Source organism: Sphingomonas sp. Ell38C01 (genome assembly GCF_055231975.1).
Window position 1 is genome coordinate 2,537,587 of the sequence record NZ_JBUYVA010000001.1, and the last position, 26,928, is coordinate 2,564,514.

General features: G+C 68.5%; 31 protein-coding genes and 2 tRNA genes. 22 read left to right on the plus strand and 11 right to left on the minus strand.

Translation table 11 applies throughout. The features are described 5' to 3' along the window. The first annotated feature begins 3 nt into the window (after positions 1 to 3). From ACV7NO_RS11940 to ACV7NO_RS11980, 9 genes are all read left to right on the plus strand, one after another. A complete protein-coding gene (locus ACV7NO_RS11940; protein WP_463406210.1) occupies positions 4 to 1,095 on the plus strand; it encodes a substrate-binding domain-containing protein in 1,092 nt (363 codons plus the stop codon). Further along, complete coding sequence (gene pstC, locus ACV7NO_RS11945; protein ID WP_463406211.1) at positions 1,092 to 2,465, plus strand: phosphate ABC transporter permease subunit PstC; 1,374 nt, start codon at positions 1,092 to 1,094, stop codon at positions 2,463 to 2,465. The genes ACV7NO_RS11940 and pstC overlap by 4 nt, the downstream gene beginning before the upstream one ends. After that, on the plus strand, positions 2,458 to 3,720 hold the full coding sequence (pstA, locus tag ACV7NO_RS11950) for a phosphate ABC transporter permease PstA (RefSeq protein ID WP_463406212.1): 1,263 nt from the start codon (positions 2,458 to 2,460) through the stop codon (positions 3,718 to 3,720). Before pstC ends, pstA begins: the two co-directional genes overlap by 8 nt. Then, entirely contained in the window at positions 3,717 to 4,481 is a 765-nt protein-coding gene (gene pstB / locus ACV7NO_RS11955) for a phosphate ABC transporter ATP-binding protein PstB (protein ID WP_463406213.1), read from the plus strand. The genes pstA and pstB overlap by 4 nt, the downstream gene beginning before the upstream one ends. Positions 4,482 to 4,492: 11 nt before the next feature. Beyond that, entirely contained in the window at positions 4,493 to 5,191 is a 699-nt protein-coding gene (gene phoU / locus ACV7NO_RS11960; RefSeq protein WP_463406214.1) for a phosphate signaling complex protein PhoU, read from the plus strand. Positions 5,192 to 5,193: 2 nt separating this feature from the next. Next, positions 5,194 to 5,886, plus strand: coding sequence for a phosphate regulon transcriptional regulator PhoB (gene phoB / locus ACV7NO_RS11965; RefSeq protein ID WP_463406215.1), 693 nt, complete (start codon positions 5,194 to 5,196; stop codon positions 5,884 to 5,886). A gap of 264 nt (positions 5,887 to 6,150) precedes the next feature. Further along, positions 6,151 to 6,585 (plus strand): hypothetical protein, encoded by a 435-nt coding sequence (locus ACV7NO_RS11970; RefSeq protein ID WP_463406216.1) that lies wholly within the window; start codon positions 6,151 to 6,153, stop codon positions 6,583 to 6,585. A 96-nt stretch (positions 6,586 to 6,681) separates the two neighbouring features. Beyond that, complete coding sequence (locus ACV7NO_RS11975; protein WP_463406217.1) at positions 6,682 to 7,587, plus strand: SDR family NAD(P)-dependent oxidoreductase; 906 nt, start codon at positions 6,682 to 6,684, stop codon at positions 7,585 to 7,587. Between the two features lie 249 nt (positions 7,588 to 7,836). Continuing rightward, positions 7,837 to 8,862 carry a hypothetical protein gene (locus ACV7NO_RS11980; protein ID WP_463406218.1) on the plus strand — a complete coding sequence of 342 codons (1,026 nt, stop codon included), beginning with the start codon at positions 7,837 to 7,839 and terminating at the stop codon, positions 8,860 to 8,862. Here the strand turns inward: ACV7NO_RS11980 and ACV7NO_RS11985 are convergent. Further along, on the minus strand, positions 8,850 to 9,179 hold the full coding sequence (locus ACV7NO_RS11985) for an AprI/Inh family metalloprotease inhibitor (protein WP_463406219.1): 330 nt from the start codon (positions 9,177 to 9,179) through the stop codon (positions 8,850 to 8,852). The two genes, ACV7NO_RS11980 and ACV7NO_RS11985, sit on opposite strands and share 13 nt — an antisense overlap. 240 nt (positions 9,180 to 9,419) lie before the next feature. Here ACV7NO_RS11985 and ACV7NO_RS11990 point away from each other — a divergent pair, with 240 nt between their 5' ends. Continuing rightward, entirely contained in the window at positions 9,420 to 10,910 is a 1,491-nt protein-coding gene (locus tag ACV7NO_RS11990) for a serralysin family metalloprotease (protein ID WP_463406220.1), read from the plus strand. A 198-nt stretch (positions 10,911 to 11,108) separates the two neighbouring features. Here the strand turns inward: ACV7NO_RS11990 and ACV7NO_RS11995 are convergent, their stop codons facing one another. Beyond that, the gene (locus ACV7NO_RS11995; RefSeq protein WP_463406221.1) at positions 11,109 to 11,453 is read right to left on the minus strand and encodes a DUF2794 domain-containing protein; all 345 of its coding nucleotides are present in this window, start codon (positions 11,451 to 11,453) and stop codon (positions 11,109 to 11,111) included. Continuing rightward, complete coding sequence (gene epsC / locus ACV7NO_RS12000) at positions 11,453 to 12,139, minus strand: serine O-acetyltransferase EpsC (protein ID WP_463406222.1); 687 nt, start codon at positions 12,137 to 12,139, stop codon at positions 11,453 to 11,455. Before epsC ends, ACV7NO_RS11995 begins: the two co-directional genes overlap by 1 nt. Positions 12,140 to 12,299: 160 nt before the next feature. On the opposite strand from epsC, the gene ACV7NO_RS12005 reads away from it, so the two are divergent. Then, a complete protein-coding gene (locus ACV7NO_RS12005) occupies positions 12,300 to 13,070 on the plus strand; it encodes a sulfite exporter TauE/SafE family protein (RefSeq protein WP_463406223.1) in 771 nt (256 codons plus the stop codon). Between the two features lie 21 nt (positions 13,071 to 13,091). On the opposite strand, the gene ACV7NO_RS12010 is transcribed toward ACV7NO_RS12005, so the two are convergent. Then, positions 13,092 to 13,613 (minus strand): carboxymuconolactone decarboxylase family protein, encoded by a 522-nt coding sequence (locus ACV7NO_RS12010; protein ID WP_463406224.1) that lies wholly within the window; start codon positions 13,611 to 13,613, stop codon positions 13,092 to 13,094. 162 nt (positions 13,614 to 13,775) lie between these two features. Beyond that, entirely contained in the window at positions 13,776 to 14,321 is a 546-nt protein-coding gene (locus tag ACV7NO_RS12015; protein WP_463406225.1) for a peroxiredoxin, read from the minus strand. A 155-nt stretch (positions 14,322 to 14,476) separates the two neighbouring features. On the opposite strand from ACV7NO_RS12015, the gene ACV7NO_RS12020 reads away from it, so the two are divergent. Further along, positions 14,477 to 15,391, plus strand: a complete 915-nt coding sequence (locus ACV7NO_RS12020; protein ID WP_463406226.1) for a hydrogen peroxide-inducible genes activator — start codon at positions 14,477 to 14,479, stop codon at positions 15,389 to 15,391. Positions 15,392 to 15,438: 47 nt separating this feature from the next. Next, entirely contained in the window at positions 15,439 to 16,074 is a 636-nt protein-coding gene (locus ACV7NO_RS12025) for a fasciclin domain-containing protein (RefSeq protein ID WP_463406227.1), read from the plus strand. A gap of 169 nt (positions 16,075 to 16,243) precedes the next feature. Here ACV7NO_RS12025 and ACV7NO_RS12030 read toward each other — a convergent pair whose 3' ends face one another. Genes ACV7NO_RS12030 through pgsA form a run of 3 tightly spaced genes read right to left on the minus strand, consistent with a single transcriptional unit; the run spans position 16,244 to position 17,489 of the window. After that, positions 16,244 to 16,678 carry a molybdenum cofactor biosynthesis protein MoaE gene (locus tag ACV7NO_RS12030; RefSeq protein WP_463406228.1) on the minus strand — a complete coding sequence of 145 codons (435 nt, stop codon included), beginning with the start codon at positions 16,676 to 16,678 and terminating at the stop codon, positions 16,244 to 16,246. Continuing rightward, positions 16,675 to 16,932, minus strand: a complete 258-nt coding sequence (gene moaD, locus ACV7NO_RS12035; protein WP_463406229.1) for a molybdopterin converting factor subunit 1 — start codon at positions 16,930 to 16,932, stop codon at positions 16,675 to 16,677. Before moaD ends, ACV7NO_RS12030 begins: the two co-directional genes overlap by 4 nt. A 5-nt stretch (positions 16,933 to 16,937) precedes the next feature. Next, positions 16,938 to 17,489 (minus strand): CDP-diacylglycerol--glycerol-3-phosphate 3-phosphatidyltransferase, encoded by a 552-nt coding sequence (gene pgsA, locus ACV7NO_RS12040; RefSeq protein WP_463406230.1) that lies wholly within the window; start codon positions 17,487 to 17,489, stop codon positions 16,938 to 16,940. Positions 17,490 to 17,629: 140 nt separating this feature from the next. Here pgsA and ACV7NO_RS12045 point away from each other — a divergent pair, with 140 nt between their 5' ends. Further along, positions 17,630 to 18,943, plus strand: coding sequence for an MFS transporter (locus ACV7NO_RS12045; RefSeq protein ID WP_463406231.1), 1,314 nt, complete (start codon positions 17,630 to 17,632; stop codon positions 18,941 to 18,943). 6 nt (positions 18,944 to 18,949) lie between these two features. Here ACV7NO_RS12045 and ACV7NO_RS12050 read toward each other — a convergent pair whose 3' ends face one another. Beyond that, on the minus strand, positions 18,950 to 19,111 hold the full coding sequence (locus ACV7NO_RS12050; RefSeq protein ID WP_463406232.1) for a hypothetical protein: 162 nt from the start codon (positions 19,109 to 19,111) through the stop codon (positions 18,950 to 18,952). Positions 19,112 to 19,216: 105 nt separating this feature from the next. Between ACV7NO_RS12050 and ACV7NO_RS12055 the strand changes: the two genes are divergently transcribed. Continuing rightward, on the plus strand, positions 19,217 to 19,684 hold the full coding sequence (locus ACV7NO_RS12055; RefSeq protein ID WP_463406233.1) for a GreA/GreB family elongation factor: 468 nt from the start codon (positions 19,217 to 19,219) through the stop codon (positions 19,682 to 19,684). 54 nt (positions 19,685 to 19,738) lie between these two features. On the opposite strand, the gene ACV7NO_RS12060 is transcribed toward ACV7NO_RS12055, so the two are convergent. Next, a tRNA-Ala gene (locus ACV7NO_RS12060) sits at positions 19,739 to 19,814 on the minus strand. Between the two features lie 151 nt (positions 19,815 to 19,965). Continuing rightward, on the minus strand, positions 19,966 to 20,289 hold the full coding sequence (locus ACV7NO_RS12065; protein ID WP_463406234.1) for a TIGR02300 family protein: 324 nt from the start codon (positions 20,287 to 20,289) through the stop codon (positions 19,966 to 19,968). A gap of 100 nt (positions 20,290 to 20,389) precedes the next feature. Between ACV7NO_RS12065 and aroA the strand changes: the two genes are divergently transcribed. The 7 genes from aroA (at position 20,390) to ACV7NO_RS12100 (ending at position 26,924) form a co-directional block, all read left to right on the plus strand. Beyond that, the gene (aroA, locus tag ACV7NO_RS12070) at positions 20,390 to 21,724 is read left to right on the plus strand and encodes a 3-phosphoshikimate 1-carboxyvinyltransferase (RefSeq protein ID WP_463406235.1); all 1,335 of its coding nucleotides are present in this window, start codon (positions 20,390 to 20,392) and stop codon (positions 21,722 to 21,724) included. Then, a complete protein-coding gene (cmk, locus tag ACV7NO_RS12075; protein WP_463406236.1) occupies positions 21,721 to 22,365 on the plus strand; it encodes a (d)CMP kinase in 645 nt (214 codons plus the stop codon). The genes aroA and cmk overlap by 4 nt, the downstream gene beginning before the upstream one ends. Positions 22,366 to 22,725: 360 nt before the next feature. Next, positions 22,726 to 24,435 (plus strand): 30S ribosomal protein S1, encoded by a 1,710-nt coding sequence (gene rpsA, locus ACV7NO_RS12080; protein WP_463406237.1) that lies wholly within the window; start codon positions 22,726 to 22,728, stop codon positions 24,433 to 24,435. Positions 24,436 to 24,615: 180 nt separating this feature from the next. Continuing rightward, the gene (locus ACV7NO_RS12085) at positions 24,616 to 24,894 is read left to right on the plus strand and encodes an integration host factor subunit beta (RefSeq protein WP_463406238.1); all 279 of its coding nucleotides are present in this window, start codon (positions 24,616 to 24,618) and stop codon (positions 24,892 to 24,894) included. A gap of 55 nt (positions 24,895 to 24,949) precedes the next feature. Further along, positions 24,950 to 25,036: transfer RNA gene (locus tag ACV7NO_RS12090), tRNA-Leu, on the plus strand. A 14-nt stretch (positions 25,037 to 25,050) separates the two neighbouring features. Next, positions 25,051 to 26,493 carry an ABC transporter substrate-binding protein gene (locus ACV7NO_RS12095; RefSeq protein WP_463406239.1) on the plus strand — a complete coding sequence of 481 codons (1,443 nt, stop codon included), beginning with the start codon at positions 25,051 to 25,053 and terminating at the stop codon, positions 26,491 to 26,493. Between the two features lie 5 nt (positions 26,494 to 26,498). Continuing rightward, the gene (locus tag ACV7NO_RS12100) at positions 26,499 to 26,924 is read left to right on the plus strand and encodes a DUF4112 domain-containing protein (protein WP_463406240.1); all 426 of its coding nucleotides are present in this window, start codon (positions 26,499 to 26,501) and stop codon (positions 26,922 to 26,924) included. Positions 26,925 to 26,928 lie beyond the last annotated feature (4 nt).

The window sequence follows — 26,928 nt, forward strand, 5'->3', positions numbered from 1 at the left end:
ATGATGCCCCGCAATGCCGCCTTTTCCTGGGCCCTTCCCGGGCTCCTCGCGCTCGCGGCGCTGATCGGGGTCGCGCCCGCGATCTCGACCGGCGCGTGGCGCGATCAGGCGGATGCGGGCGGCGCGGGATCGCGGCGGCAGATCAAGGCGGTCGGCTCGTCGACGGTCTATCCGTTCACGACGATCGTCGCGGAACAATATCTCGCCGCCAACGCCGACGCGCGGCCGCCGGTGATCGAATCGACGGGCACCGGCGCGGGGATGAAGCTGTTCTGCGCCGGGCTCGGCGCGCAGCATCCCGATATCGAGGACGCCTCGCGCCGGATGAAGCGCGCCGAATACGCCGCCTGCGAAAGGAATGGCGTCGGCGCGATCCTCGAGGTGCAGGTCGGGATCGATGGCATCGCCTTCGCGGAGGCCAAGGCCGGCCCGGGCATGCAGCTTACCCCGGTCGACCTCTACCGTGCGCTCGCAGCCAATCCGGGCGGAAAGCCCAACGCGGCACGGACGTGGCGCGACGTGAACCCCGCGCTCCCCGCCACCGCGATCCAAGTCTATGGCCCGCCCTCGACCAGCGGCACCCGCGACGCGCTGGCCGAGCTGATCCTCGCCAAGGGCTGCGAGGCGTTCGATCCCGCCGCGAAGGCGATGAAGGATGCGCAGCCCGACGCCTTCGCGGCGCGCTGCACCCGCGTTCGCGAGGACGGCGCCTATGTCGATGCGGGCGAGAACGACAACCTGATCGTCCAGAAGCTGTCGACCAACCCCAACGCGATCGGCGTGTTCGGCTACAGCTATCTCGAAGAGAATCTCGCGACCGTGAACGGCGTCGCGCTGAACGGGGTTGCGCCCACCTATGCCGCGATCGCATCGGGCGCGTATCCGGGTTCTCGACCGCTCTACATCTACGTCAAGAAGGCGCACCTCGCCGCGATCCCCGGGCTGCGCGCGTTCGTGCGCCTCTACACGACGCTGTGGGGCAAGGACGGGCCGCTCGTCCGCCGCGGGCTGATCGCGGCGCCCGCCGCCGTGCAGACGCGCTCCGCCGCGATCGTCGCGAACGAGACCCCGCTCGACGCGGCGGCGCTCAAATGAGCCCCGTCGCGCTCACCCTCGTCGTCCTCGGGCTCGGCCTCATCGGGTGGCTCGCCGCGCGCGTCCGCGCGACGCGGTTCCGGCAGTCGGGGCGGCGGTTCAGCTCGCTGCCCGGCCATTTCGGATGGTTCACCGCGTTGTGGACCGTCCTGCCCCCGCTCGTCTTCCTCGCGGTGTGGAGCTTCACTGCCCCCGCGCTCGTCACCGATGCGGTCCTCGCGTCCCCGGCCGCGGCGCGGCTCCCGGCCTCCGCCTTCGAACGCGCCGCGATCCTCACAGAGGCGCGCGCGCTGGCGGACGGCCGCAACTACGGCGCGCTCAACCCGCTCGCCGCGCCACTCGCCCCCGCCTATGCCGAAGCCCAGTCCCGCTACGACTGGCTCGCGACCGGTGCCGCGATCCTGCTCGCCTTCGCGGGCGGTGCGCTCGCCTTCCTCCGCTCGAAGCCGGGCTTCTCGGCACGCACCCAGGTCGAGCGCGTCGTCATGGGGCTGCTGCTCGCCGCCTCGCTGATCGCGATTCTGACGACGATCGGGATCGTCGCCTCGCTGGTGTTCGAAAGCATCCGCTTCTTCCGGCTCGTACCCTTCACCGATTTCCTGTTCGGCACGCACTGGAGCCCGCAGGTGATCGACGCGCGCGATCCCGGCGCCAGTCTCGGCGCGGTGCCGCTGTTCTGGGGCACCTTCTTCATCGGCGCGGTCATCGCGATGGCGGTCGCGATCCCGTTCGGGCTGATGAGCGCGATCTATCTCACCCAATACGCCGCCGCATCGACCCGGCGCTGGATGAAGCCGCTGCTGGAGATCCTCGCGGGCGTCCCCACCGTCGTCTACGGCTATTTCGCCGCGCTGACGGTCGCACCCGCCGTCCGCAGCCTCGGCGTCACGCTCGGCATCGCGGACGCCTCGTCGGAAAGCGCGCTGGCGGCCGGGCTGGTGATGGGGATCATGATAATCCCCTTCGTCTCGTCGATGGCGGACGATTCGCTGTCCGCGGTGCCCGCCTCGATGCGCGACGGCAGCCTGGCGATGGGCGCGACCCCGTCCGAGACGATCCGCAAGGTCCTCGTCCCCGCCGCGCTTCCCGGCGTCGTCGGCGGCGTCCTCCTCGCGGTCAGCCGCGCGATCGGCGAGACGATGATCGTCGTCATGGCGGCGTCGGGCGTCGCGACGCTCACCGCCAACCCGTTCGCCAGTACGACGACCGTCACCAAGCAGATCGTCGACCTGCTGACCGGCGAGGCCGAGTTCGACAGCGCCAAGACGCTCGCCGCCTTCGCGCTCGGGCTCACGCTCTTCGTCGTCACCCTGATCCTCAACATCGTCGCGCTGATCGTCGTGAAGCGCTATCGGGAGGCGTATGAATAGCGCGCCCGCCCCCGATCGCGCGCCGACCGACTGGACGACGCCCGCGATGCGGCGCCGGATCCGCCAGCGCTATGCCGCCGAACGCCGCTTCCGGCTGACTGGGCTCGCCGCGGTCGCGCTGTCCGCGGCGTTCCTCGCCTTCCTGCTCGTCACGATGGTCGTGCAGGGCGCGGGCGGCTTCCTCGAGACGCGCATCGCGCTGCCGGTCGACCTGTCGGGGAAGATCGCGCTCGATCCCGCCCGGCTGCGCGGTCCCGGCGCCGATCTCGCGCTCGCGGGCGCAGGCCTCGAAGGCGCGGTCGACGCAGCCGCCGACTCCGCCTATCCCCGGCAGGGTGGCGCCGAACTTCTCTCCGACGGCGCCTGGCTCGCCGTCCGCGACGCGATCGAGCGCGACCCGTCGCTGCTCGCGCGCCGCGTCGTGCTCGACGTCCCCGTCGCCAGCCCGATCGACACCGCGTGGAAGGGCGACGGCACACCCGAAGCGGAGGCGACCGTCAAGGCGCTGGGTGGCAAGCTCTCGGCCGCGCTCAACACGTCGTTCTTCGCCACCGCCGATGCGACCGATCCGACCCGCGTCGGCATCTGGGGCGCGCTCAAGGGTTCGTTGCTGACGATGGTCGTCACGCTCGGGCTCGCCTTCCCGGTCGGCGTGCTCGCCGCGCTCTATCTCGAGGAATATGCACCCCGGAACCGCTGGACCGACCTGATCGAGGTGTCGATCAACAACCTGGCCGCGGTGCCCTCGATCATCTTCGGGCTGCTCGGGCTCGCGGTGTTCCTCGGCACCTTCCACCTGCCGCGCTCCGCCGCGATCGTCGGCGGGTTGACGCTGGCGCTGATGACGATGCCCGTCATCGTCATCGCGGGGCGCAACGCGATCAAGGCGGTGCCCCCCTCGATCCGCGACGCCGCGCTCGGCGTCGGCGCGTCGCCGGTGCAGGTCGTGTTCCACCACGTCCTCCCGCTCGCGCTGCCCGGCATCCTGACGGGGACGATCATCGGCATGGCGCGCGCGCTGGGCGAGACCGCGCCGCTGCTGATGATCGGGATGCGCGCCTTCATCGCCGCGCCGCCCGACGGGCTGACCGATCCCGCCACCGTCCTCCCCGTCCAGATCTTCCTGTGGTCCGACGAGGTCAGCCGCGGCTTCGTCGAGAAGACGTCGGCGGCGATCATCGTCCTGCTCGTCTTCCTGCTCGCGATGAACGGCCTCGCCATCTATCTCCGCAACCGATTCGAGACCCGCTGGTGACCCCGAAGCACAAGATAACCGCGCACGACGTCAACGTCTGGTACGGGGCGAACCACGCGATCCGCGGCGCGTCGATCGACGTCGACATGGACAATGTCGTCGCGTTCATCGGCCCGTCGGGGTGCGGCAAGTCCACCTTCCTGCGCACGCTCAACCGCATGAACGACACCGTCGCCTCCGCACGCGTCGAGGGCGACATCCGGCTCGACGGCGAGGACATCTATTCGCCGGACATGGACGTGGTGCAGCTGCGCGCGCGCGTCGGCATGGTGTTCCAGAAGCCCAATCCCTTCCCCAAGTCGATCTACGAGAACGTCGCCTACGGCCCGCGCATCCATGGCCTCGCGGCGGGCAAAGCGGAGATGGACCGCGTCGTCGAGCAGTCGCTGCGCCGCGCAGGGCTTTGGGACGAAGTGAAGGACCGCCTCACCGACAGCGGCACCGCGCTGTCGGGCGGGCAGCAGCAGCGGCTGTGCATCGCGCGCGCGATCGCGGTCGATCCCGAAGTGATCCTGATGGACGAGCCGTGCAGCGCGCTCGATCCGATCGCCACCGCGCGGATCGAGGAGCTGATCCACGAGCTGCGCGGCCGCTATGCGATCGTCATCGTCACGCACAACATGCAGCAGGCCGCGCGCGTCAGCCAGAAGACCGCGTTCTTCCACCTCGGCACGCTCGTCGAATATGGCGACACGTCGGACATCTTCACGAACCCGCGGCAGGACCGCACGCGCGACTACATCACCGGCCGGTACGGCTGAGGGGACCAGGCATGCCGACCGGACAGGACCATACCGTCAAGGCGTTCGACCAGGACATCGGCCAGCTGCGCGGGCTGATCTCGCAGATGGGCGGGCTGGCGGAACAGCAGATCGCGGACGCGATGAAGGCGCTCCAGCGCGGCGACCTCGCGCTGGCGAGCATGCTGCGCGCCGACGATCGCCGGATCGACGCGATCGAGACCGAGGTCGAGAAGATGGCGGTCCGCATCATCGCGCTGCGCGCGCCGATGGCGAACGACCTGCGCGAAGTGGTCGCCGCGATGAAGATCGCCGCGGTGGTGGAGCGGATCGGCGACTATGCCAAGAACATCGCCAAGCGGGTGCCGATGATCGAGAGCGAGCACCGGATCGAGCCGATCTCGATCCTGCCCGCGATGGGGCGGATGGCCGCCGAGATGGTCCACGACGCGCTGAACGCGTTCGCCGCGCGCGATGCGGAGGCCGCGATCGAGATCGTCGACCGCGATACTGCGCTCGACGATTTCTACGACAGCATCTTCCGCACCCTCGTCACCCACATGGTCGAGAATCCCAAGACGATCAGCCAGGTCGCGCACCTGCTGTTCGTCGCGAAGAACCTCGAGCGGATCGGGGATCACGCGACCAACGTCGCGGAAATGGTGTATTTTGCCGCCACCGGCACCCGGATGGCGGATCGTGAGACGCTCTCGCGGGCGTTGGGAGACTGAAGATGCCGCGCGCACGCATGCTGCTGGTCGAGGACGATGCCAGCCTCGCCGAACTCCTGATCTGGCATTTCAAGCGCGAGGACTTCGACGTCGCGCACACGATCGACGGCGAGGAAGCGCTGCTCCTCGCGCGCGAGCACGTGCCCGACATCGTGCTGCTCGACTGGATGGTCGAGGGGCTGTCCGGGCTCGAGGTCTGCCGACGCCTGCGCCGCGCGCCCGAAACGCAGAACGTCCCCATCATCATGCTCACCGCGCGTGGCGAGGAGGAGGACCGGGTCCGCGGGCTCGAGACGGGCGCGGACGACTACGTCACCAAGCCCTTCTCCCCGCGCGAGCTGGTCGCGCGCGTCGGCGCGGTGCTGCGCCGCGTCCGCCCTGCGCTGGCGGGCGAGATGATGACCTATGGCGATCTCGAGATGGACACCGTCGGCCACAAGGTTCGCCGCGGCGGCGAGATCGTGCCCCTCGGGCCGACCGAATTCCGCCTGCTCAAGCATTTCCTCGAGCATCCCGGCTGGGTCTTCTCGCGCGAGCGCCTGCTCGACGCGGTCTGGGGCCATGACAGCGACATCGAGAGCCGCACCGTCGACGTCCATATCCGCCGCCTGCGCAAGGCGATCAACGACGGCGGCCGCCCGGACATCATCCGCACCGTGCGCTCCGCGGGGTACGCGCTCGATTCGGGAGCCTAGAGACGCCAGCGCGACGCGCGAAGACCCGGCCGTTCGTTTCGAGCGAAGTCGTGAAACATCGCGCAACCGACGAAACGCGTTTCTCGACTTCGCTCGAAACGAACGGGATTTTCGCTCGAAACGAACGGGATTTTGCTTTGCAACGCTGGGCACATCCTCGAGTCGCAAACGAAACGAAGGAACCTTCGCAGCCGTGAAGCGCTGCCTCTCCCGTGCACCGGATCGACGCAGTCGGTTCGTGCCCAGTTCGAGGAGAGATCCGATATGAAGACCATGCTTCTGGCAGCCGCCGCGTTCATCGCCACCCCGCTGATCGCGCAGACCGCGCCGACGACCCCGCCCGCCGACCAGACTGCGCCGGCGACCGCCCCCGCCGATCAGGCCGCCGCGCCTGCAGACGCGGCGGCTCCGGCCGATCCCGCAGCGCCGGCGACCCCGCCGGCCGCCGAACCCGCCGCGCCCCCCGCCCCGGTCGCACAGACCCCCGCCCCGGCCCCCGCGGCGGACGGCGCCGATCCGGCTGGCGGCTATCAGCCCGCAGGCCCCGCGACGCAGGGCGCACCAGCCCCCGGCGCGACCGTCCGCTTCCAGCAGGCGCCGACCCCGGACCAGGCCTATCCCGCCCCGGCCCCGATGGCGAAATACCCCATCTGCAAGAAGGGTCAGTACGACAACTGCATGCAGCGCGGCGGCAAGTAAGCGCCACGCATAACGCGTGTTACGTAGGGCATTGCGCCCGGCACCGTTGACGTTAAGGGAAGGCGCTTCACTCACATGAGAGGAGCGCCTTTTCCCATGGCCGATCATTCCATCCGCTTCGACAATAAGGTCGCGATCGTCACCGGGGCCGGCGGCGGGCTCGGTCGCGAATATGCGCTCGAACTCGCGCGGCGCGGCGCGAAGGTCGTCGTCAACGATCTCGGTGGCACGCGCGACGGCACCGGGCATTCCGACGCTGCGCTGAAGGTCGTCGAGGAAATCGAGGCGCTGGGCGGCGAGGCCATCTCGAACGGCGGCAGCGTCACCGAATATGACCAGATGGTCGAGATGGTCGCCAAGGCCAAGGAGAAATGGGGCGGCGTCCACATTCTCATCAACAACGCCGGCGTGCTCCGCGACAAGACCTTCGCGAAGATGGAGCCGGGCGATTTCGACTTCGTCGTGAAGGTCCATCTCGTCGGCTCCGCCAACGCCACCAAGGCGGCATGGCAGACGATGCGCGACCAGAATTACGGCCGCATCCTGATGACCGCGTCGTCGACCGGGCTGTTCGGCAATTTCGGCCAGGCGAACTACGGCGCCGCCAAGCTGGGGCTCGCGGGCCTTACCAAGACGCTCTATCTCGAGGGAGCGAAGAACAACATCAAGGTCAACACGATCGCCCCCGTCGCGGGCACGCGGATGACCGAAGACCTGTTCCCCGCCGAGGCGTTCAAGGCGTTCGCGCCCGAAAAGGTCGTCCCCGCCGCGCTGTTCCTCGTGTCGGAGGACGCGCCCACCAACCAGATCGTCGGCGCGGGCGCGGGCGTGTTCCAGGCCAGCTACGTCACGCTCACCCCCGGCAAGCTGCTGACCGGCACCGACCTGTCGGTCGAGGGCGTCGCGGCGCACTGGGCCGAGATCATCGACCGCACCGGCGAGATCGTCCCCGATTCGGGCGCGGGTCAATCGATGCTGATCGCGCAGAAGCTGCAGGGCTGACGACGGGTCCGGGCGGATCGACGTTCGCGTTCGCGCGACGAGATCCGCCCGGAGGACACCGGCACCCCGAACGTGATCCGGGGTCCCGCTTCCTCTCGAACGGCGGTTTAAATGCGTCTCGCCGGTTTGAAGCCGTGGCCAGATCTACCACCGCCGCTGGCTATCGATCCGCCCCAGGGCTCGTCCCTACCGGCGTGTATTGCACAATCAATACACCTCTGCCATCCTCCGCCCGACAGGAGGACGCGAATGTACAGCGAAAGCGATATCGACGGCGCGGTGACCGCCGGCGCACTCACCCAGGACGCCGCGTCGGCGTTCCGCGGCTACATCGCCACCCAGCGCGAGACGCCCGCGGTCGACGAGGAGCATTTCCGCCTCCTCACCGGCTTCAACGACATCTTCGTCTCGATCGCGATCGCGCTGCTGCTCGCCGCGGTCGGGCAGATCGGCGCGACGATCGCGAACCCGGTTGCGGGCGCGTTCGTCGCCGCGACCGCCTGGGGCCTCGCCGAATATTTCACGCGCCGCCGCCGGATGGCGCTGCCCAGCATCCTGCTGCTGCTCGCCTTCGTCGGCGGCATCGCCTGGACGCAGGTGTGGACGCTCGCGCTGGTCCTCCCCGATCCCTCGCCACGCGTCGGCGGGCTGATCGCGGCCGGAGTCGCGGCGCTGACTGCCGCCGCCACATGGATCCACTGGCGCCGCTTCATGGTCCCGATCACCGTCGCAGCGGGCGCGTGCGCGGTCGTCGCGGTCGTCGTCGGGCTGGTGGTCGCCGCGTTTCCGGGGGTGAAGGACGCGATCTATCCGCTCCTGCTCGTCGCGGGCGTGGCAGTCTTCGCGCTGGCGATGCGGTGGGACCTGTCGGATCGCGAGCGCCGCACGCGCAAGGCGGACGTCGCCTTCTGGCTCCACCTCGCCGCCGCGCCGCTGATCGCGCATCCGGTGTTCCAGATGCTCGGCGTGTTCGACGATGTCGGCGTCCCCACCGCGATCGTCGTCCTCACGCTCTATGTCGCCTTCGCGTTCGTCGCGCTCGCGGTCGATCGGCGTGCGCTGCTGGTGTCGAGCCTCGTCTACGTACTCTACGCGATGTACGCGCTCTTCCGCTCGGCCGGCGCGGTCGAGCTATCGACCGCGTTCACCGCGATGGTGATCGGCTCCGCGCTGCTGACGCTGTCCGCCTTCTGGCAGCCGATGCGCGCCCGCGCGGTGTCGTTCCTCCCCGACGGTGCGCGGCTTCGCCTGCCGCCGGTCGCTCAGCCCGCCTGATCGCGCGCGAGCCTCAGCGCGGTTCCGTCGCGCGTGGTCGCGTGGCCCTCGGCATCGAACAGGATCAGCGTCAGACGATCCGCGCCGACCAGTTCGATGCCGTCGGGGGCGGGCCGCCACCCGACCGCGCCCGGTACGATCATGGCAAGGCATCGCCCCGGATCGGACAGCGCCCATGCGTTCGCCGATTCGATACGCCCGGCGAGAAAATCCAGTCCGCACCGTAGGTTGACAGCGCTGACAGACCAGCGGCCCACTAGTTCTCCAGCCTCGCGCAGTCTCAAGCTGTCTCGCATTTCGCCCGGTTCGACCGTCATTATGCGTCCTTTCGCGGTTCGATCCGCCGCCGGGCTTGCCGTACAGCCGACTAGCGCGGAGACCAGTATCGCGAACGCCGGACGGGAAAGCCGGCGCCGCGCAGGGGGCCGGGCGTCAGCCACCCGGCAGGAGGGATGCGCCCGGCCGTTCACCGGGAGAATGCCATGATTTGGGAAAGAAACTTCGCCGCAGCGCAAGAGCTTGGGGACGAAGCGACCGGGGTCGCAACCGGTTTCGACATGGAACTGCGCTCCGACGTGTTCGACGGAGCCTTAACGACCAACGACCCGCAAATGTGCCACTGCTGGGCGTGCCAGAGCGGCGGCGCGACCCCCGATCAGGGCCACACCCCCGCCCCCTACGGCGCACTCAACGTCGAGGATCGCGGCGACAGCGGCCCCAACGGCAAGCCCTCGCTGACGAGCGGAGAGGCCGCCGCGCAGATCGGGCGCGCCAACACGACGTGGAATGGATCCGCGCTCGGCCAGCCCGCCGACGTCAGCTATGCCTTCCGCGCGTCCGCCCCGGCCTCGATGCCCAACGGCACCAGCGGCTTCTCGGTCTTCAACGCCGCGCAGATCGAACAGACGCAGATCGCGCTCCAGGCCTGGGCCGACGTCGCGCAGATCCGCTTCACCCGCGTCACGGGCTCCAACGGTTATTCGAACAGCGCGCAGATGCTCTTCGGCAACTATTCGACCGGTGCCTCGGGCGCGGCGGCGTTCGCCTATCATCCCGGCAGCGGCGTCGGCGGCGACAGCTGGTACAACAGTTCGCTCAGCTACAATCGCGCGCCCGACAATCTCAACTATGGCGGGCAGGTGCTGATCCACGAGATCGGCCACGCGATCGGGCTGGGCCATCCGGGCGACTACAATGCCGGCAACGGCTCCCCCACCTACGCCAACAGTGCGCAATATTACGAGGATACGCGCCAGTACACCGTCATGAGCTACTGGTCGGAAACGAACACCGGCGGCAACAATGGCGGGTATTACGCCGCCGCGCCGCTGCTCGACGACATCGCCGCCGCACAGCGCCTCTACGGTGCCAACACCGCGACACGCGCGGGCGACACCACCTACGGCTTCAACTCGAACACCGGGCGCGATTACTACACTGCGACGAGCGGCAGTTCGCCCGTCATCTTCGCGGTTTGGGACGGCGGCGGCAACGACACGCTCGACTTCTCGGGCTTCACGCAGGCGCAACTGATCGACCTCAATGACGGCCATTTCTCGAACGTCGGCGGGCTCGTCGGCAATGTCGCGATCGCGGTGGGCGTGACGGTAGAGAACGCGGTCGGCGGATCGGGCGCGGACCGGATCATCGGCAACGAGGTGGCGAACACGATCCGCGGCAATGCGGGCAACGACACGATCGATGGCGGTGGCGGCGCGGACATCCTCTACGGCGGCACCGGCGCGGACGTGTTCGTCTACGACGCGCTCGCCGACTCGGCGCCCAACGCGATCGACCGGCTGCTCGACTTCGTCTCGGGCAGCGACCGGATCGACTTCTCCGCGATCGACGCCAATCCGTCCGCGAGCGGTGACCAGGCGTTCGCCCAGGTCACCGGTTTCACCGGCGCGGCCGGACAGGCGGTCTTCGCGTTCGATTCGGCCAGCAACACCACGACCGTCAGCCTCGACGGCAATGGCGACCGGATTGCCGATCTGGTGCTCCAGGTCCGCGGCCCTGTCGATCCGATCACTGACGTGATCTACTGAGGTTCGGGCGTCGTCCCACAATGCGGGGCGACGCAGCGGCCGTCTGGAACGAGCTTACTCCGAAAATCTCCTCACCGCGGGCTTGTCCCGGGGTCCACGGTGCCGCGAAAGAAAGGGCGTGATCGATCGGGGGGCGGTGGATGCCGGACCAAGCCGGCATGACGAAAGTACGATAACCGCCTCCTCGAAAAGTGCGCCCTATTCCTCGACCAGCTTCATCAGCCGCCGCTCGACCGGTGCCAGCACCGGCGCGAGCTCATGCCCGCGCTTCAGCACCGCACCCTGTTCGTTGACCAGCGCCCACATCCCCTGCCGATTGCGCAGCGCGGGCCGCTTCTCGATTCGAAACTCGGGCCGCTCGGCCGCGCGGCGGAATGCAGCGAAGATCGCGGCATCGCGACCTAGCTCGATCGCATAGTCGCGCCAGTGCCCCGCCGCGACCATCCGGCCATAGAGATCGAGGATCCGTGTCAGTTCCAGCCGCTCGAACCCGATCTGCGTCGCACGACCGGCGGGCAGTGGAAAGGGCGTAACCGTCCCCATCAGGCGCGGTCGCGCCGTCCCTCGCCCTGCGCTTGCTCCTCGATCAGCGCATCGAGCCGCTTGCGCATCGTCTCCAGTTCGCAGCGCAGCAGCTCCACCTTCTGAGTCTGCGGATCGAACGTTTCGCTGCACGGCGTACCATAGGGGACGAATCGCTTCGTCTCCGCCTGCCCGCCCTCGACCATCGTCGCGCGCGCAGGGATGCCGACCATCACCGCGCCCTCGGGCACGTCCCGCGTCACCACCGCATTCGCGCCCACGCGAGAGCGCTTGCCGACCAGGATCGGCCCGAGCACCTGTGCGCCCGATCCGATGATCGCGCCGTCCGCGATCGTCGGGTGGCGCTTGCCCGCCACCCCGTTGTCGGGGCTCGTCCCGCCCAGCGTCACGCACTGGTAGATCGTCACGTCGTCGCCGATCTCCGCGGTTTCGCCGATCACGACGAAGCCGTGGTCGATGAAGAAGTTGCGCCCGATCGTCGCGCCCGGATGGATGTCGATCGCGGTCAGCATCCGCGACCAGTGGTTGACCAGCCGCGCCAGGAAGAACAGCCGGGCCTTGTACAGCCGGTGCGCGACGCGGTGATAGCCCAGCGCCCACACGCCGGGATAGGTCAGCACCTCCAGCCGCGAATGCGGGGCCGGATCGCGCGCGCGGATCGAATCGAGATAGCTGGCAATCGACATGGTCGGGCGTGGTCCCCTTCACGCGGAAGTGGCTTATCTAGGAAGGCGGCGGCGAAGTTTCCAGTCGCTCGCATACAGGCTTGTCTGGCCCAAACTCTATCTTGATTGTAGGATTTCATGGGACCCGCCACCCACGGAGCCCAATCGCACGGGAGCGCGCATGCCGGACTTTCTCGCCAGTTTCGAATGGAGCGCGCTGCTGCCGTTCATCGCCATCGGTTTCGCCGCGCAGATCGTCGATGGCGCGCTGGGGATGGCGTTCGGGGTGATCTCGAACACGCTGCTGCTGTGGATCGGGGTGCCGCCCGCCGCCGCGTCCGCTGGCGTCCACATGGTCGAGACGTTCACCACAGCGGTGTCTGGCGTCAGTCACGTGCTCCACCGCAACGTCAACTGGCGGCTGTTCCTGCGGCTGATGATCCCTGGCGTAATCGGCGGGGTGCTCGGCGCGTACGTCCTGTCGAACATCGACGCCGCGGTCGCCAAGCCGTTCATTCTCGCCTATCTCGCCGCGATCGGCGCCTATCTGCTCTATCGCGGCCTGCGCTATCCGCCGACGCAGAAGGAGCCGAAGATCGTCGAGCCGCTCGGCCTCGTCGGCGGGTTTCTCGACGCGGCGGGCGGCGGCGGCTGGGGGCCGGTGGTCACCTCGAACCTGCTCGTCCAGGGCGCCAGCCCGCGCACCACGATCGGCACCGTCAACACCGCCGAGTTCTTCCTGACCGCGACGATCTCCGCCACCTTCATCACCCAGCTCGGCTTGTCGGCGTTCACGATCGCCACCGTCGGGCTGCTGATCGGCGGCGTGATCGCGGCCCCGTTCGGCGCGCTGCTCGCCAAGCGCGTGCCTGCGCAGAAGCTGCTGTTCCTCGTCGGCACGATCCTGACGATCACCAGCCTGTTCGGCCTCTATCGCGCGATCAAGGGGTAGGGCTCGCCCTACCCCATCGTTTCACCGCACCGTCGCGTCGATCGTCGCCACCGCGGTCATCACCGCCGCGATCCGCACCGATGCCTGGATCTGCTCGGCGGAGACGCCCGCCTTCTTCAGCACCGCCTCGTGTGCGTCGATGCACATGCCGCACCCGTTCATCGCGCTGACCGCGAGGCTGAACAGCTCGAAATCGACCTTGTCGATCCCGGGCGCGCCGATCACGTTCATCCTGAGCTTGGCGGGCAGGTTGCGATATTCCTGATTTCCGGCGAGGTGCGTGAACCGGTAATAGACGTTGTTCATCGCCATCACCGCCGCCGCCGCCCGCGCCGCAGTCGCCGCCTCGGGCGACAATTTGGACGCACACTCCGCCTCGGCGGCCTCGACCAGCGGCTTGTGCCCCGATCCGTGCGCGCAGGCGAGCAGCGTGCCGTATTTGCGCTGGTCGTTCAGCACCGTCTCGTTCAGCAGCGAGCCGACGTTGAGGCGGATGTCCTTGGCGTAATCGGGGAGCCCCCCGGCGAAATCCTTGAGCGACATTCTTGAACTCCATGAGTCGTCATCCCCGCGCAGGCGGGGATCCCTCCATGACGATCGCGCGCATCCGGACGGTCGTGACCGGGCGCGTGTCGGGAGAGGGATCCCCGCCTGCGCGGGGATGACGGGATGGAGCGGAGGCCGACCGCCCCCGCCCCGGTCGGATCACGCTGCCAGCTGCAGCACGTCGTCGCCCTTGTTCCAGTTGCACGGGCACAGCTCGTCGGTCTGGAGCGCGTCGAGCACGCGCAGCGTCTCCGCCGGGTTGCGGCCGACGTTCAGCCCGTTGACCTGCACCGCCTGGATCACGTTGTCGGGATCGACGATGAACGTCGCGCGGAACGCGACATGCTCGTTCTTGTCGAGGATGCCGAGCGCGTCGGCCAGCTTCGCGCCATTGTCCGCCAGCCAGGGGAAGTCCGCAGCCGCCAGGTCCGCGTCCGACTTGCGCCACGCGAGATGGACGTGCGCGGTATCGGTCGAGGCGCCGATCAGCACCGCGTCGCGATCCGCGAAATCCTCGCCCAGCGCGGCATAGCCGACGATCTCGGTCGGGCACACGAAGGTGAAGTCCTTCGGCCAGTAGAACAGTACCTTCCACTTGCCCGGATAGGCGCTGGTCAGGTCGAGCGTCTCGCCCGCGGGCAGCGCGGCGGTGCCCTGCTGGACGGGAACGGTGATGGCGGGGAAGATGTCGCCGACGGTGAGCATGGGATTGGCCTCCTGTGTGAAATCGCAGGCCTCTCGCATCCTCTCGACCGATGCTGGCGGACGGTGATCCCGCCTCTTGCCACCGCGATATAGGGGTTCGCGTAATCGATCCAACCGTCTATCTGACACGTGACGATCGAGAAAGACGATTACGCATGGCCGCGACCTATCTACCGACGCTCAAGCAGCTGCAATATCTGGTGGCGCTAAAGGACCATGGTCATTTCGGCCGCTCGGCGGAGGCGTGTTTCGTCACCCAGTCGACGCTGTCGGCCGGCATCCGGGAGCTGGAAACGCTGATCGGCGTAACCTTGGTCGAGCGCACCCGCCGCGTCGTCCGCTTCACGCCGCTGGGGGACCAGATCGCCGCGAAGGCGCGCAAGGTGCTGCGCGAGGCGGACGAGCTGGGCGATCTCGCGCGCGCCGCGGGGCGTCCGCTGTCGGGCGAGCTGCGGCTCAGCGTGATCCCCACGATCGCGCCGTTCATGCTTCCGCGCATCCTGCCCACGTTGCGCGCGGACTATCCCGACCTGAAGCTGTTCCTGCGCGAGGAGCCGAGCGCGGCGGCATGCGAGGCGCTCCAGAACGGCCGTGCGGACTGCGTCCTGCTCGCACTCCCCTACGCGTGTGGCGACGTGACGACGGTCAAGCTGTTCGAGGACCGCCTGTTCCTCGCGCTCCCCGCCGACGCCCCCGATCGCGCGATCACCGCGGCGGACATCGATCCCACCCAGCTGCTGCTGCTCGAGGACGGCCACTGCCTCACCGATCACGCGCTGGCGGCATGCAACCGGCCCGAGATGCGCGGCGAGGCGACGATGATGGGCACCTCGCTCCACACGATCGTCCAGATGGTCGACAGCGGCCTCGGCGTCACGATGCTGCCCGAAATGGCGATCGACGCCGGCATCCTCGACCATACCGGGCTGGTCGCGCGCGCGTTGTCCGCCGAGAATCCCGCGCGCACCATCGCGCTCGCCTGGCGACCCGCCTCCCCGCGCGAACGCGACTTCCGGCTGCTCGCCGACGTCTTCGCCGGCGCGGCTCAGGCGGGCGCAGTGCAACCTTGACGCTGGTCGACCGTATCACCCCGCGACCCCTTTCGACGGAGACACCGATGCGGACGATCACGCTTCCCCTGCTGGCCCTCACCGCCGCGCTCGCGCTGGCCGCGTGCGTCGGCCGATCCGACAAGGCCGAGCCTGCGCCCGCCGCACCCGCCGCAGCCCCTGCAGGCCCCGCCCCGGCTGCCCAACCCGCCATAGCCAACCCCACCGTCGGCGGCGCCGCGATGCTCTCGACCAGGTCGATCGTCGACAACGCCGCCGCTGCGCCTAACCTCACGACGCTCGTCCGCGCGGTACAGGCCGCCGGGCTCGCCCAGACGTTGTCCGGTCCGGGCCCGTTCACCGTCTTCGCCCCCACCAACGACGCCTTCGGCCGCCTCGCCCCGGGCACGCTCGACACCCTGCTGAAACCCGAGAACAAGGCGTCGCTCGTCAAGTTGCTGACCTATCACGTCGTCCCCGGCAGCCTCACGCTCGACCAGATCCGCACGCAGGTCACCGCCGGCGGCGGCACCGCGACGCTGACGACGGTCGAGGGCGAACCGCTCAAGGTCAACGCCGAGGGGCAGGCTTTCGTCCTGACCGACGTCAACGGCAACAAGAGCTATATCGAGACGCCCGACGTCCGTCAGTCGAACGGCGTGGTCCATGTCGTCAACGGCGTGGTGGTGCCGAAGCTGGGCTAACTTGGGACAGCGCGACGGCACGGTCCTCCACGGTCCGGACGCAACCCCTACCCCGTTCGTGCTGAGCTTGTCGAAGCACTGTCCTTCTTTCCTCCATAAAGTGGACGAAGGGCAGCACTTCGACAAGCTCAGTGCGAACGGATACCGGTTTTCGAAGCGGAGCCGCCGCTCAGCCCCACCGCTCCGCTCGCGCCGCATCTCCCTCGCGCGCCTCGACCCAGTCGCTCCGCTCGCCGCGCGTCTCGCGCTTCCAGAACGGCGCATCGGTCTTCAACCGGTCGATCAGATACGCACATGCCTCCAGCGCCGCCCCGCGATGCGGCGCAGCGGCGGCGGCGAACACGATCCGCTCCCCCGGCGCCATCGGCCCCACGCGGTGGACGATCGTCGCCGCCGACAGCGACCACCGCGCGACCGCCTCGCGCGCCACGCCCTCCAGCGCCGCCTCGGTCGCGCCCGGATAATGCTCCAGCTCCAGCACCGATACGCCGTCGTCCGCGCGCACCAACCCGACGAAGGTCGCGACCGCGCCCGCCTCATGCTCGATCAGGGCATGTTCCGCGGCGACCTCGATAGGATCGGTCGAGACGTGGATGCGGATCATCCGCCCGTCACCGGCGGGAACAGCGCGATCTCGCGCGCACCCGCGATCGGCGCGTCCATCGCGACGAAGCGCTGGTCGACCGCCGCGCGCAGCCGCTCCGGTTGCGCGAACGCCGCCGCATGCGCCACGCTCCGCCCCGCCAGCCACGCGACCAGCCCCACGACGTCGACCACGGTCGCTGGCGGATCGACCCGCTCGGACGCGACGCCCACCCGCTCGCGCACCCATGCGAAATACAGGATTTCGATCGCCACCCGCCTCAATCCATGTGCTTCAGGCCGACGCGCAGATAATCCCACCCCGTCACCATCGTCAGCACCGCCGCCCCCCAGAGCGTGACCAGCCCGACATCCTTGATCCACCCCCATGCGGGTAGCGCACCCGCGAGGATCAGCGCGCCGAATGCGACGAGCTGCAACGTCGTCTTCCACTTCGCCAGCCGCGACACCGGCACCGACACCTGCAGCTGCGCGAGGAACTCCCGCAGCCCGCTCACCGCGATCTCGCGCAACAGGATCACCAATGCGGCAATCACGTGAAACCCGGCGATGTCCTGCGTCCGCACCAGGATCAGGATCACCGCGGCGATCATGATCTTGTCCGCGATCGGATCGAGGAAGATGCCCAGCTTCGATACCGTCCCCTGCGCGCGCGCCAGATAGCCGTCGAAATAGTCGGTGATGCCCATCAGGCAGTACAGCGCGAATGCGATCCCGTACCCTGCGGGCCATCCCGGCCACCACAGGCACGCGACCAGCAGGGGGATCGCGACGATCCGCGACAATGTCAAAAGGTTGGGGACGGACCACATGCGCCCGGTCTAGTCCCGGCGGCGCGCGGCGCAACCCCGCTTCGCTCCGAGGTAGCCCGCGATGCTTTTGGCGTTGGCGTGCGGCCGCGCGAACCGCTATGCCCGCCCGATAACAGCCACAATCGGGGCACTTTCCCGTCATGATAAATGCCCTCGGGCTCCTCAAGCGGCGCAGGTTCCTGCCGCTGTTCACCACCCAGTTTCTCGGCGCGTTCAACGACAATCTGTTCAAGACCGCGATGGTCCTGTTCGCCACCTACCAGATCTTCGCGGACGAGGCGCAGGAAAGCTTCTTCAACGCGCTTGCCGCCGCGCTCTTCATCCTGCCCTTCTTTCTGTTTTCGGCACTGGCCGGCCAGATCGCCGATTCGATGGACAAGGCGCGGATCATCCGCGTCGTGAAGATCGTCGAGATCGGGATCATGGCGGTCGGCTGCTCCGGCCTGCTGCTCGCGAAGACCGGCGCGATCGCGCTGCCGGTCGGGCTGATGCTGGCCGCGGTGACGGGGCTGGGCGTCCACTCCACCTTCTTCGGCCCGATCAAGTACGCGATCCTACCGCAGCATCTGGAGCAGGAGGACGTGCTGGGCGGCACCGGACTGGTCGAGGCGGGCACCTATCTGGCGATCCTGCTCGGCACGATCGTCGCTGGCTTCATCTACGAATCGACGCTGCTGGTGATGGCGCTGACCTTCGCGGTCGCGATCGCGGGACTGCTCACCGCGCGCCAGGTGCCACCTGCGCCGCGGCTGGGGCCGAAGCTCGTGCTCGATCTCAACCCGTTCCGCGCCTCCTGGCGGCTCATCTCCGCGACGATGCACATTCCGCGGCTGTTCCTCGCGATCTGCGCGATCAGCTTCTTCTGGACGATCGGCTCGGTGCTGGTGATCGTCTTCCCGCCGCTGGTGAAGAACGTGCTGACCGCGGACGCCTCGGTCGCCAGCCTCGTCCTCGCGATCTTCTCGGTCGGCGTCGCGATCGGATCGGTCGTCATCAACCTGATGCTCAAGGGACGGATCTCGGCGCGCTTCTCCCCCGCGTCGGTCATCGCGATGGGCGGCGCGGTGCTCGCCTTCTGGGCAGTCGTGCGGATGTGGACCCCTGCGCCTGCCGGGCACCTCTACGACATCGCTGCCTTCGTCACGCATCCCGGCGCGCCGCTCGTGCTCGTCACGCTGCTTGGGGTCGCAGTATTCGGCGGAATGTTCGTCGTGCCGCTCTACGCGTTCCTGACGACGACGGTCGCCAAGGACCAGACCGCGCGCACCGTCGCCGCCAACAACGTGGTGAACGCGGGCGCGATGACGATCGGATCGGCTGCGGTCGCGGGCGTCACCGCGCTCGGCGTCACCGCGGGCGAACTGCTGCTGCTCGTGGTTGCGATGTGCGGCGTCTCGGCATGGCTCGCGCAGAAGCTTCACCGTGCCTGCGATGGTGTGCCCGGATGCGCATGACCCGGCTCAGAAGATGAATGTATAGAAGCAGATGAAGAACGCGGTGAAGCTCAGCACGAACAGCTTGAGGTCGTGATCGTCACCGCGCGGCGCGACGGCGGGTGGCGGCAGCGAGCGGCGGAGCGGATGGCCCGCGGCTTCGTTGGTCAGGACTAGCTGTCTCTTCATGGCGAAACGTTAACGCGATGTTTACGATTTCGCCCAGCGGCATTGAAGGTTAACGCGCGACCGTCCGACGATGGGACAGTCGCTCCCTATCGGAGAGATACCAAGGTGAGCGTGGCATTCCGCCGTGAGAGCGACGAGGAACACAAGGAACCCCGGTTCGAACTGCCGCTGCCTGCGGGGCCCAATCGCGTCACCCGCGCAGGCCTGGCGCTGATCGAGACACGGCTCGCCGACACGGAGGCCGCGATCGCGGCGGCGTCCGACGACGAAGTGCTTGCCGACCTGAAACGCACGCTGCGCTACTGGCAGACGCGACGCACCACCACGGAGCCCACGCTGCCCCCGCCCGACGGCAGTGCTGGCTTCGGCACCCGCGTCGCGATCCGGATGGCGGGAACCACGCGAACGATCGCGATCGTCGGCGACGACGAGGCGGATCCTGCGAATGGATCGATCGCCTGGTCCGCCCCGCTCGCTCGCGCGATTTCCGGCGCGGAGCCCGGCGAACGCGTCGCGTTCAACGGCCGCGAGGACGCGATCGAACTGCTGTCGGTCGAGCCGATCGACGTCTGATTATCGGGGAAAGCTGTCGCCCAAACAGGCGACGATCACGGACGGGAACGGGAATGGTGGAGCCGAGGGGGATCGAACCCCTGACCTCTGCAATGCCATTGCAGCGCTCTCCCAGCTGAGCTACGGCCCCAATTTCCGTCCGGCCAATTCGTCCGGGAAGCGCCCACTAGCCGGGCGCTCCGGGGTTGGCAAGCCGGTTCGCAAGAAATCTCGCAACCCTCTTCCGACCCGGTTTCGATCGGGCCGGTCGCTCTCGCGAACCCGGCCCGATCCTCACGAACTCAATGCTCGTCGTCTTCCTTGGTCGTCTCGACGCCCAGGTCGTCGTCGCCGCCCAGATCGACTTCGTCGTCGGCCGAGGGCTCCTCGTCCTCGCCGGTGTCGATGTCCAGATCCTCGTCATCGCCGGCCAGGTCGTTGTCGGCCTTTTCCTTGTCGACCTTCTGCGCCTCGAAGGGCAGCGGCTGCTTCGACTTCAGGATGGGTTCGGGCTCCCACGTGTTCCCGCATTCGATGCAGGTGACGGGGTGGTTCTTTTCGAGGTCATAGAAACGCGTCGCGCATTTCGGGCACGTACGCTTCGTGCCCCATTCCGGCTTGATCATGCCGTGTCGGCCTTTCGGATGGGTGTGTCCCGGGGGACAGCCCCCGCGAAGTGGTGCGCGCCTTGCCATAGCGCAACCCGGCTGTCAAAGCGCCGCCGCGATGCAACACCCCCTCCCCGTTCCCCATGTCGTCCGTCCCGCCGCCCGCCTGTCGGGACGCGTCCGTGTCCCCGGCGACAAGTCGATCAGCCACCGCTCGCTGATGCTCGGCGCGCTCGCGGTCGGCGAGACGCGCGTAGAAGGGCTGCTGGAGGGCGAGGATGTGCTCGCCACCGCCGCCGCGATGCGCGCGATGGGCGCGACGATCGAGCGGAGCGCGGACGCGGTCTGGACGATCCAGGGCGTCGGCGTCGGCGGCCTGCTCCAGCCCGCGACCGCGCTCGACATGGGCAATTCGGGCACCTCGACCCGGCTGCTGATGGGCCTCGTCGCGTCGCACCCGATCACCGCCACCTTCGTGGGCGACGCCTCGCTCTCCGCGCGGCCAATGGGTCGCGTGATCGAGCCGCTGTCGCGGATGGGGGCGGACGTCACCGCGTCGCCCGGCGGCAAGTTGCCGCTGATGCTGCGCGGCCTGTGCCCAGCGGTGCCGATCGACTACACGCTTCCCGTCGCCTCCGCGCAGGTGAAGTCCGCGATCCTTCTCGCCGGGCTCAACACGCCGGGCATTACCCGCGTGATCGAACCCGTCGCCACGCGCGACCACAGCGAGCGGATGCTGGCCGGCTTCGGCGCGGACCTGACCGTCGAGCACACCCAGCAGGGCCGCGTCATCTCGATCCGCGGAGAGGCCGAGCTGAAGCCGCAGCAGATCATCGTTCCCGGCGACCCCTCGTCCGCCGCCTTCTGGCTCGTCGCCGCGTCGATCGTACCGGGCAGCGACATCGTCGTCGAGAATGTGGGCATGAACCCCACCCGCACCGGCCTCGTCACCGCGCTGCGCCTGATGGGCGCGGACATCACCGAGCTCGACCCGCGCACCGTCGGCGGCGAGCCCGTCGCGGACCTGCGCGTCCGCCACGCCGCACTGAAGGGCATCGAGGTCCCGCACGATCTCGCCCCGTCGATGATAGACGAATACCCCATCCTGTTCGTCGCCGCCGCCTTCGCCGACGGCCGCACGATCGCGCGCGGCGCCGACGAACTGCGCGTCAAGGAATCGGACCGGATCGCGGCGATGCGCGACGCGCTCTCCGCCAACGGCGTCTCGCTCGTCGAGCATGAGGACGGGCTGTCGATCGACGGCTCGGCCGGTGCCGCGATCGCGGGTGGCGCACGGGTCGCCTCGAAACTCGATCATCGTATCGCAATGAGCATGGTCGTCGCTGGACTTCACGCGCGCGACGCCGTCACCATCGACGATGCCGGCCCGGTCGCGACGAGTTATCCGTCGTTCTTCCAGACGCTTGGCCTGTTGTCCGGGGGGACTGAATGATTATCGCGGTGGATGGCCCGGCGGCGTCGGGCAAGGGCACGATCGCCAAGGCGCTGGCCCGGCACTATGGCCTCCCGCACCTCGACACCGGGCTGCTCTACCGCGCGGTCGCCGCTACGGTGCTGCGGCTCGAGCTCGATCCCGCGATCGAGGCGGACGCGGTCGCCGCGTGCGATTTCGACGACAGCGTGCTCGCAGAGCCACTGCTGCGCGAGGATCATATCGGCAAGCTCGCCTCGATCGTCTCCGCGCACCCGCTCGTCCGCTCCGCACTGCTGTCGCGGCAGAAGCGGTTCGCGCACCAGCCGGGCGGCGCGGTCCTCGACGGGCGCGACATCGGCACCGTGATCGCGCCGGACGCCGATGCGAAGCTCTTCGTCCGCGCCACCCCCACGATCCGCGCCAAGCGTCGCCACGCCGAGCTTCTCTCGCACGGCGCCGACGCGACCTTCGACAAGGTCCTGTCCGATATTCGCGCGCGCGATCTGCGCGACAGCACCCGCGCCGCCGCTCCGCTGACCGCGGCCGCCGACGCCGCCTCGCTCGACACCAGCTTCCTGTCGATCGAAGCTTCGGTCCAGAAGGCGATCGCGCTGGTCGACGCCCGCGTCGCCGGGCGCCTGGTGACCGCCGGAACCTGACCTGACCGCGCAGCCCTCCCAATGCCGTTCGTGCCCAGCCTGTCGAAGCACCGTCCTTCTTCTCTGAGCTGAAGAGATAGGACCGGTCCTCGACAGGCTTAGGGCAAACGGAAGCCACCCCGCCCCAACCTTGCCTTTCGCCCGCTCCTGCGCTAAGCGCGCCCCGTCCGGCGGGCTGGGGCTCGCGGAGGCGTGGCGCGGAAGATCTCTTCACGCGCCCTTTTCGCATTCGCGGGAACGTCGTCTTCATGTCCCCGATCCGTGGGATGCCGCGTGCACGTCCGGTGCGCGACGGCGTGATGGCCAAGACCGCCGGACCCAACCGGCTGGCCCGAAATAGTCTTAGGAATACAGATCTTTATGGCAACCCAGGTAATGCCGACCCGCGACGACTTCTCGGCGATGCTCGACGAGATGTTCGGCGGCGCGGACAGCTTCGAGGGCCGCGTGGTCCATGGCACCGTGACCGGCATCGAGAACGACATGGCCGTCATCGACGTCGGCCTCAAGAGCGAGGGCCGCGTGCCGCTGCGCGAGTTCGCAGCGCCGGGCCAGAAGGCCGAGCTGAAGGTCGGCGACGAAGTCGAAGTCTATGTCGACCGCGTCGAGAACATGCATGGCGAAGCGATGCTGTCGCGCGATCGCGCACGCCGCGAAGCCGCCTGGGACAAGCTCGAGCTCGAGTTCAGCAAGTCGGCCCGCGTCGAAGGCGTGATCTTCGGTCGCGTCAAGGGCGGCTTCACCGTCGACCTGTCGGGCGCGGTGGCGTTCCTTCCCGGTTCGCAGGTCGATATTCGTCCGGTGCGTGACGTCACCCCGTTGATGGACATCCCGCAGCCGTTCCAGATCCTGAAGATGGACCGCAAGCGCGGCAACATCGTCGTGTCGCGTCGCGCGGTGCTCGAGGAAACCCGCGCCGAGCAGCGCTCGGGCCTCATCCAGAGCCTGGCCGAGGGCCAGATCATCGAGGGCGTCGTCAAGAACATCACCGATTACGGTGCGTTCGTAGACCTCGGCGGCATCGACGGCCTGCTCCACGTCACCGACCTGTCGTACAAGCGCGTCGGGCATCCGTCGGAAGTCCTGAACATCGGCGACACCGTCAAGGTGCAGATCATCCGCATCAACAAGGACACCCAGCGCATCAGCCTCGGCATGAAGCAGCTGGAGAGCGATCCCTGGGATGGCGCGGGTGCGAAGTATCCGGTCGGCGCCAAGCTCTCGGGCCGCGTCACGAACATCACCGAATACGGTGCGTTCGTCGAGCTGGAAGCCGGTATCGAGGGCCTCGTCCACGTGTCCGAAATGTCGTGGACCAAGAAGAACGTCCATCCGGGCAAGATCGTCTCGACCTCGCAGGAAGTCGATGTCGTCGTGCTCGAGGTCGATCAGGACAAGCGCCGCATCTCGCTCGGCCTCAAGCAGGCGCAGGCGAATCCGTGGGAGGCCTTCCTGGCCGCGCATCCCGTCGGTTCGACCGTCGAGGGCGAAGTCAAGAACGCGACCGAGTTCGGCCTGTTCATCGGGCTCGACAACGACGTCGACGGCATGGTCCACATGTCGGACATCGCCTGGGGCGTGTCGGGTGAAGACGCGCTCAACCTCCATCGCAAGGGCGAGACCGTCCAGGCCGTGGTGCTCGACATCGATGCCGAGAAGGAGCGCATCTCGCTCGGCATGAAGCAGCTCGAGCGCGGCGGCCCGGCGGCCGGCGGCACGGCAGCGGCGGGCGATCGCCTCAACAAGAACGCGATCGTCACCGTCACCGTCCTCGAAGTCCGCGACGCGGGCCTCGAAGTCCAGCAGGGTGACGATGGCGCGACCGGCTTCATCAAGCGCACCGATCTCGGCCGCGACCGTGACGAGCAGCGCCCGGAGCGGTTCCAGGTCGGGCAGAAGTTCGACGCGATGGTCACCGGCTTCGATCGTTCGAAGAAGCCCACCTTCTCGATCAAGGCGATGCAGATCGCCGAAGAGAAGCAGGCCGTGGCGCAGTACGGTTCATCCGATTCGGGTGCATCGCTGGGCGACATCCTCGGCGAGGCGCTGAAAGCCCGCAACACGAAGTGAGACTAGGTAGAAATACGTAGGCAAGTTATTGGCCGGGCGCGAAAATCTTCGCTCCCGGCCATTTTTTTGCACAGGTCGGCGCGGCGATGTCGTTTCGCTCCTATCGCCGCACCCATAAACCTGTATCAGTCCGACGACACACATCCGGCCGGACCGGTCCTGTGTGATGGGGTGAAGACAATGATCCGTTCGGAACTGGTGCAGAAACTTGTCGCCGACAATCCCGGTCTCGCCGTGCGCGATATCGAGGCGATCGTGACCACCTTCTTCGACGAGATCAGCCGTCGTCTCGCTTCCGACGGCCGGGTGGAACTGCGCGGCTTCGGCGCCTTTTCGACCCGCCCCCGCGATGCCCGCACTGGCCGCAATCCCCGCACCGGCGAACTCGTCGCGGTCGAGGCCAAGCGTGTGCCGTATTTCAAGCCCGGCAAGGAAATGCGCGTCCGCCTGAACGTCTGAAATGCCGCATCCGGCTTGACGCCGCCACCGCCAGCGGCTTCGTGGCGCTCGATGTGCGGACGTGGCGAAATTGGTAGACGCATGGGACTTAAAATCCCCCGCCCTCACGGGTATGCGGGTTCGAGCCCCGCCGTCCGCACCATTGCCACCGCCGCAATGATCGCGGCGCTGCTCGCGACCGCCGGGTGCGATCGTCGCCCCGATGTCGGCCCGGTCGTCGTCAGCGTGATAGGCGTCCGTCCCGCGCTCGCGGAGGCCAGCCGGCGGCCGCTCACCACCGCCGAACGCACCCTTTCCGGCGCCACCGCGCAGGGTCTCGTCGCGTTCGACGCCAGCGGCCAGATCGAGCCCGGCATCGCGGAGCGCTGGATCGTCATCGACGACGGCATGAGTTATATCTTCCGCCTGCGCGCCGCGACTTGGCCCGACGGGTCCGCGGTGACCGCGCGCGACGTGGTCGCGATTCTCCGCCGCCAGATCGCACCCGCCTCGCGCAATCCGCTCAAGCCGTTTCTCACCGCGATCGATTCGATCGTCGAGATGACGCCGCAGGTCATCGAGATCCAGCTGTCGCGCCCGCGCCCCGATCTGCTCAAGCTGTTCGCCCAGCCCGAACTCGCGATTTTGCGGCTGCGCCCCCCCGGCGGCAGCGGCCCGTTTCGCGCCACCGCCCAACGCGATGCGGTGATGCTCGCCCCCGTGATCGATCCCGACCGCGCGGAGGACGAAATCCGCCCCTCGCGCCCCGAGGACCGTGTCCGCCTCATCGGCGAGCGTCCCGCGCGGGCGATCGCGCGGTTCGTGGCGAAGGATTCGGATCTGGTATCGGGCGGCACGGTCGTCGACTGGCCGCTCGTCGCCGCCGCGGAGGTGCCGCCCGCCAACCGGCGCATCGATCCGGCAGCCGGGCTGTTCGGCCTCGCGGTCGTCCGTCGCGAGGGGCTGCTGGCCGATGTCGCGGGGCGCGCCGCGATCGCCGCCACGATCGATCGGGCGACGCTCACCGGCACGATCGCTGCGGAATGGCAGCCGACCGAACAGATCCTGCCCGAACAGCTCGATTCGGCCAACGCCCCCGCCACACCTGCATGGAGCGCTCTGCCCTCCGACGCGAGGCGAGCGGGCGCGGTACGGCGCGTCGCGACATGGCGAACCGCCAACCCGGGCCAGGGCGCCCCGACGCTCGCGATCGCGCTGCCGGCCGGGCCGGGCGCGACCCAGATCTGGGGCCGCCTCGCCGCGTCGCTGATCGCGATCGGCGTGACGCCGCGCCGTGTCGCGCTCGACGACGCCGCGGCGGACCTGCGCCTGATCGATGCGGTCGCCCCCTATGACAGCGCGCGCTGGTATCTCGCCACCGCCTGCATCGCGTGCAGCGACCAGGCGCAGGACGCGCTGGAAGCCGCTCGCCTCGCGACCACGCTGCCCGCGCGCGCCGCCGCGATCGCGACCGCGGACGCGGCGCTGACCGAGGACTCGGCGTTCATTCCCATCGCACGCCCGTTCCGCTGGTCGCTCGTCGCGCTCCGTCTTCGCGCGTGGCAGCCCAATCCGCGCGCGTGGCACCCGTTGAACCGGGTGCGTCCCGACCCCAAGTGAACGCGATGGAAACTCGCGCCCGCCCGTTCGACGCCGCCACGATCGGCAGCCTCCTGCCGCTCGGCAACGATCCCGCCTCGGTCCGGCTGCGGGTCGAGGCGATGGAGAAGCTGCTCGAGGGGATGTTCGTCATCCCGGGGATCAACCGCCGGGTCGGGCTCGACGCGATCCTCGGCCTCGTGCCTGTCATCGGCGATCTCGCCGCCGCGGCGCTCGGCGCATGGCTGGTCTGGGAAGCGCGCAACCTGGGCATGAGCCGCTTCCAGATGACGCGGATGTTCGGTCGCGTCGCGTTCGACGCGGCGATCGGCATCATCCCGTTCGTCGGCGACGCCGCGGACTTCTTCTACCGCTCGAACACCCGCAACCTGAAGACGATCAAGCGCCACCTCGACAAGCATCACCCCGCCACGGTGACGATCGACCGCTGAGTCC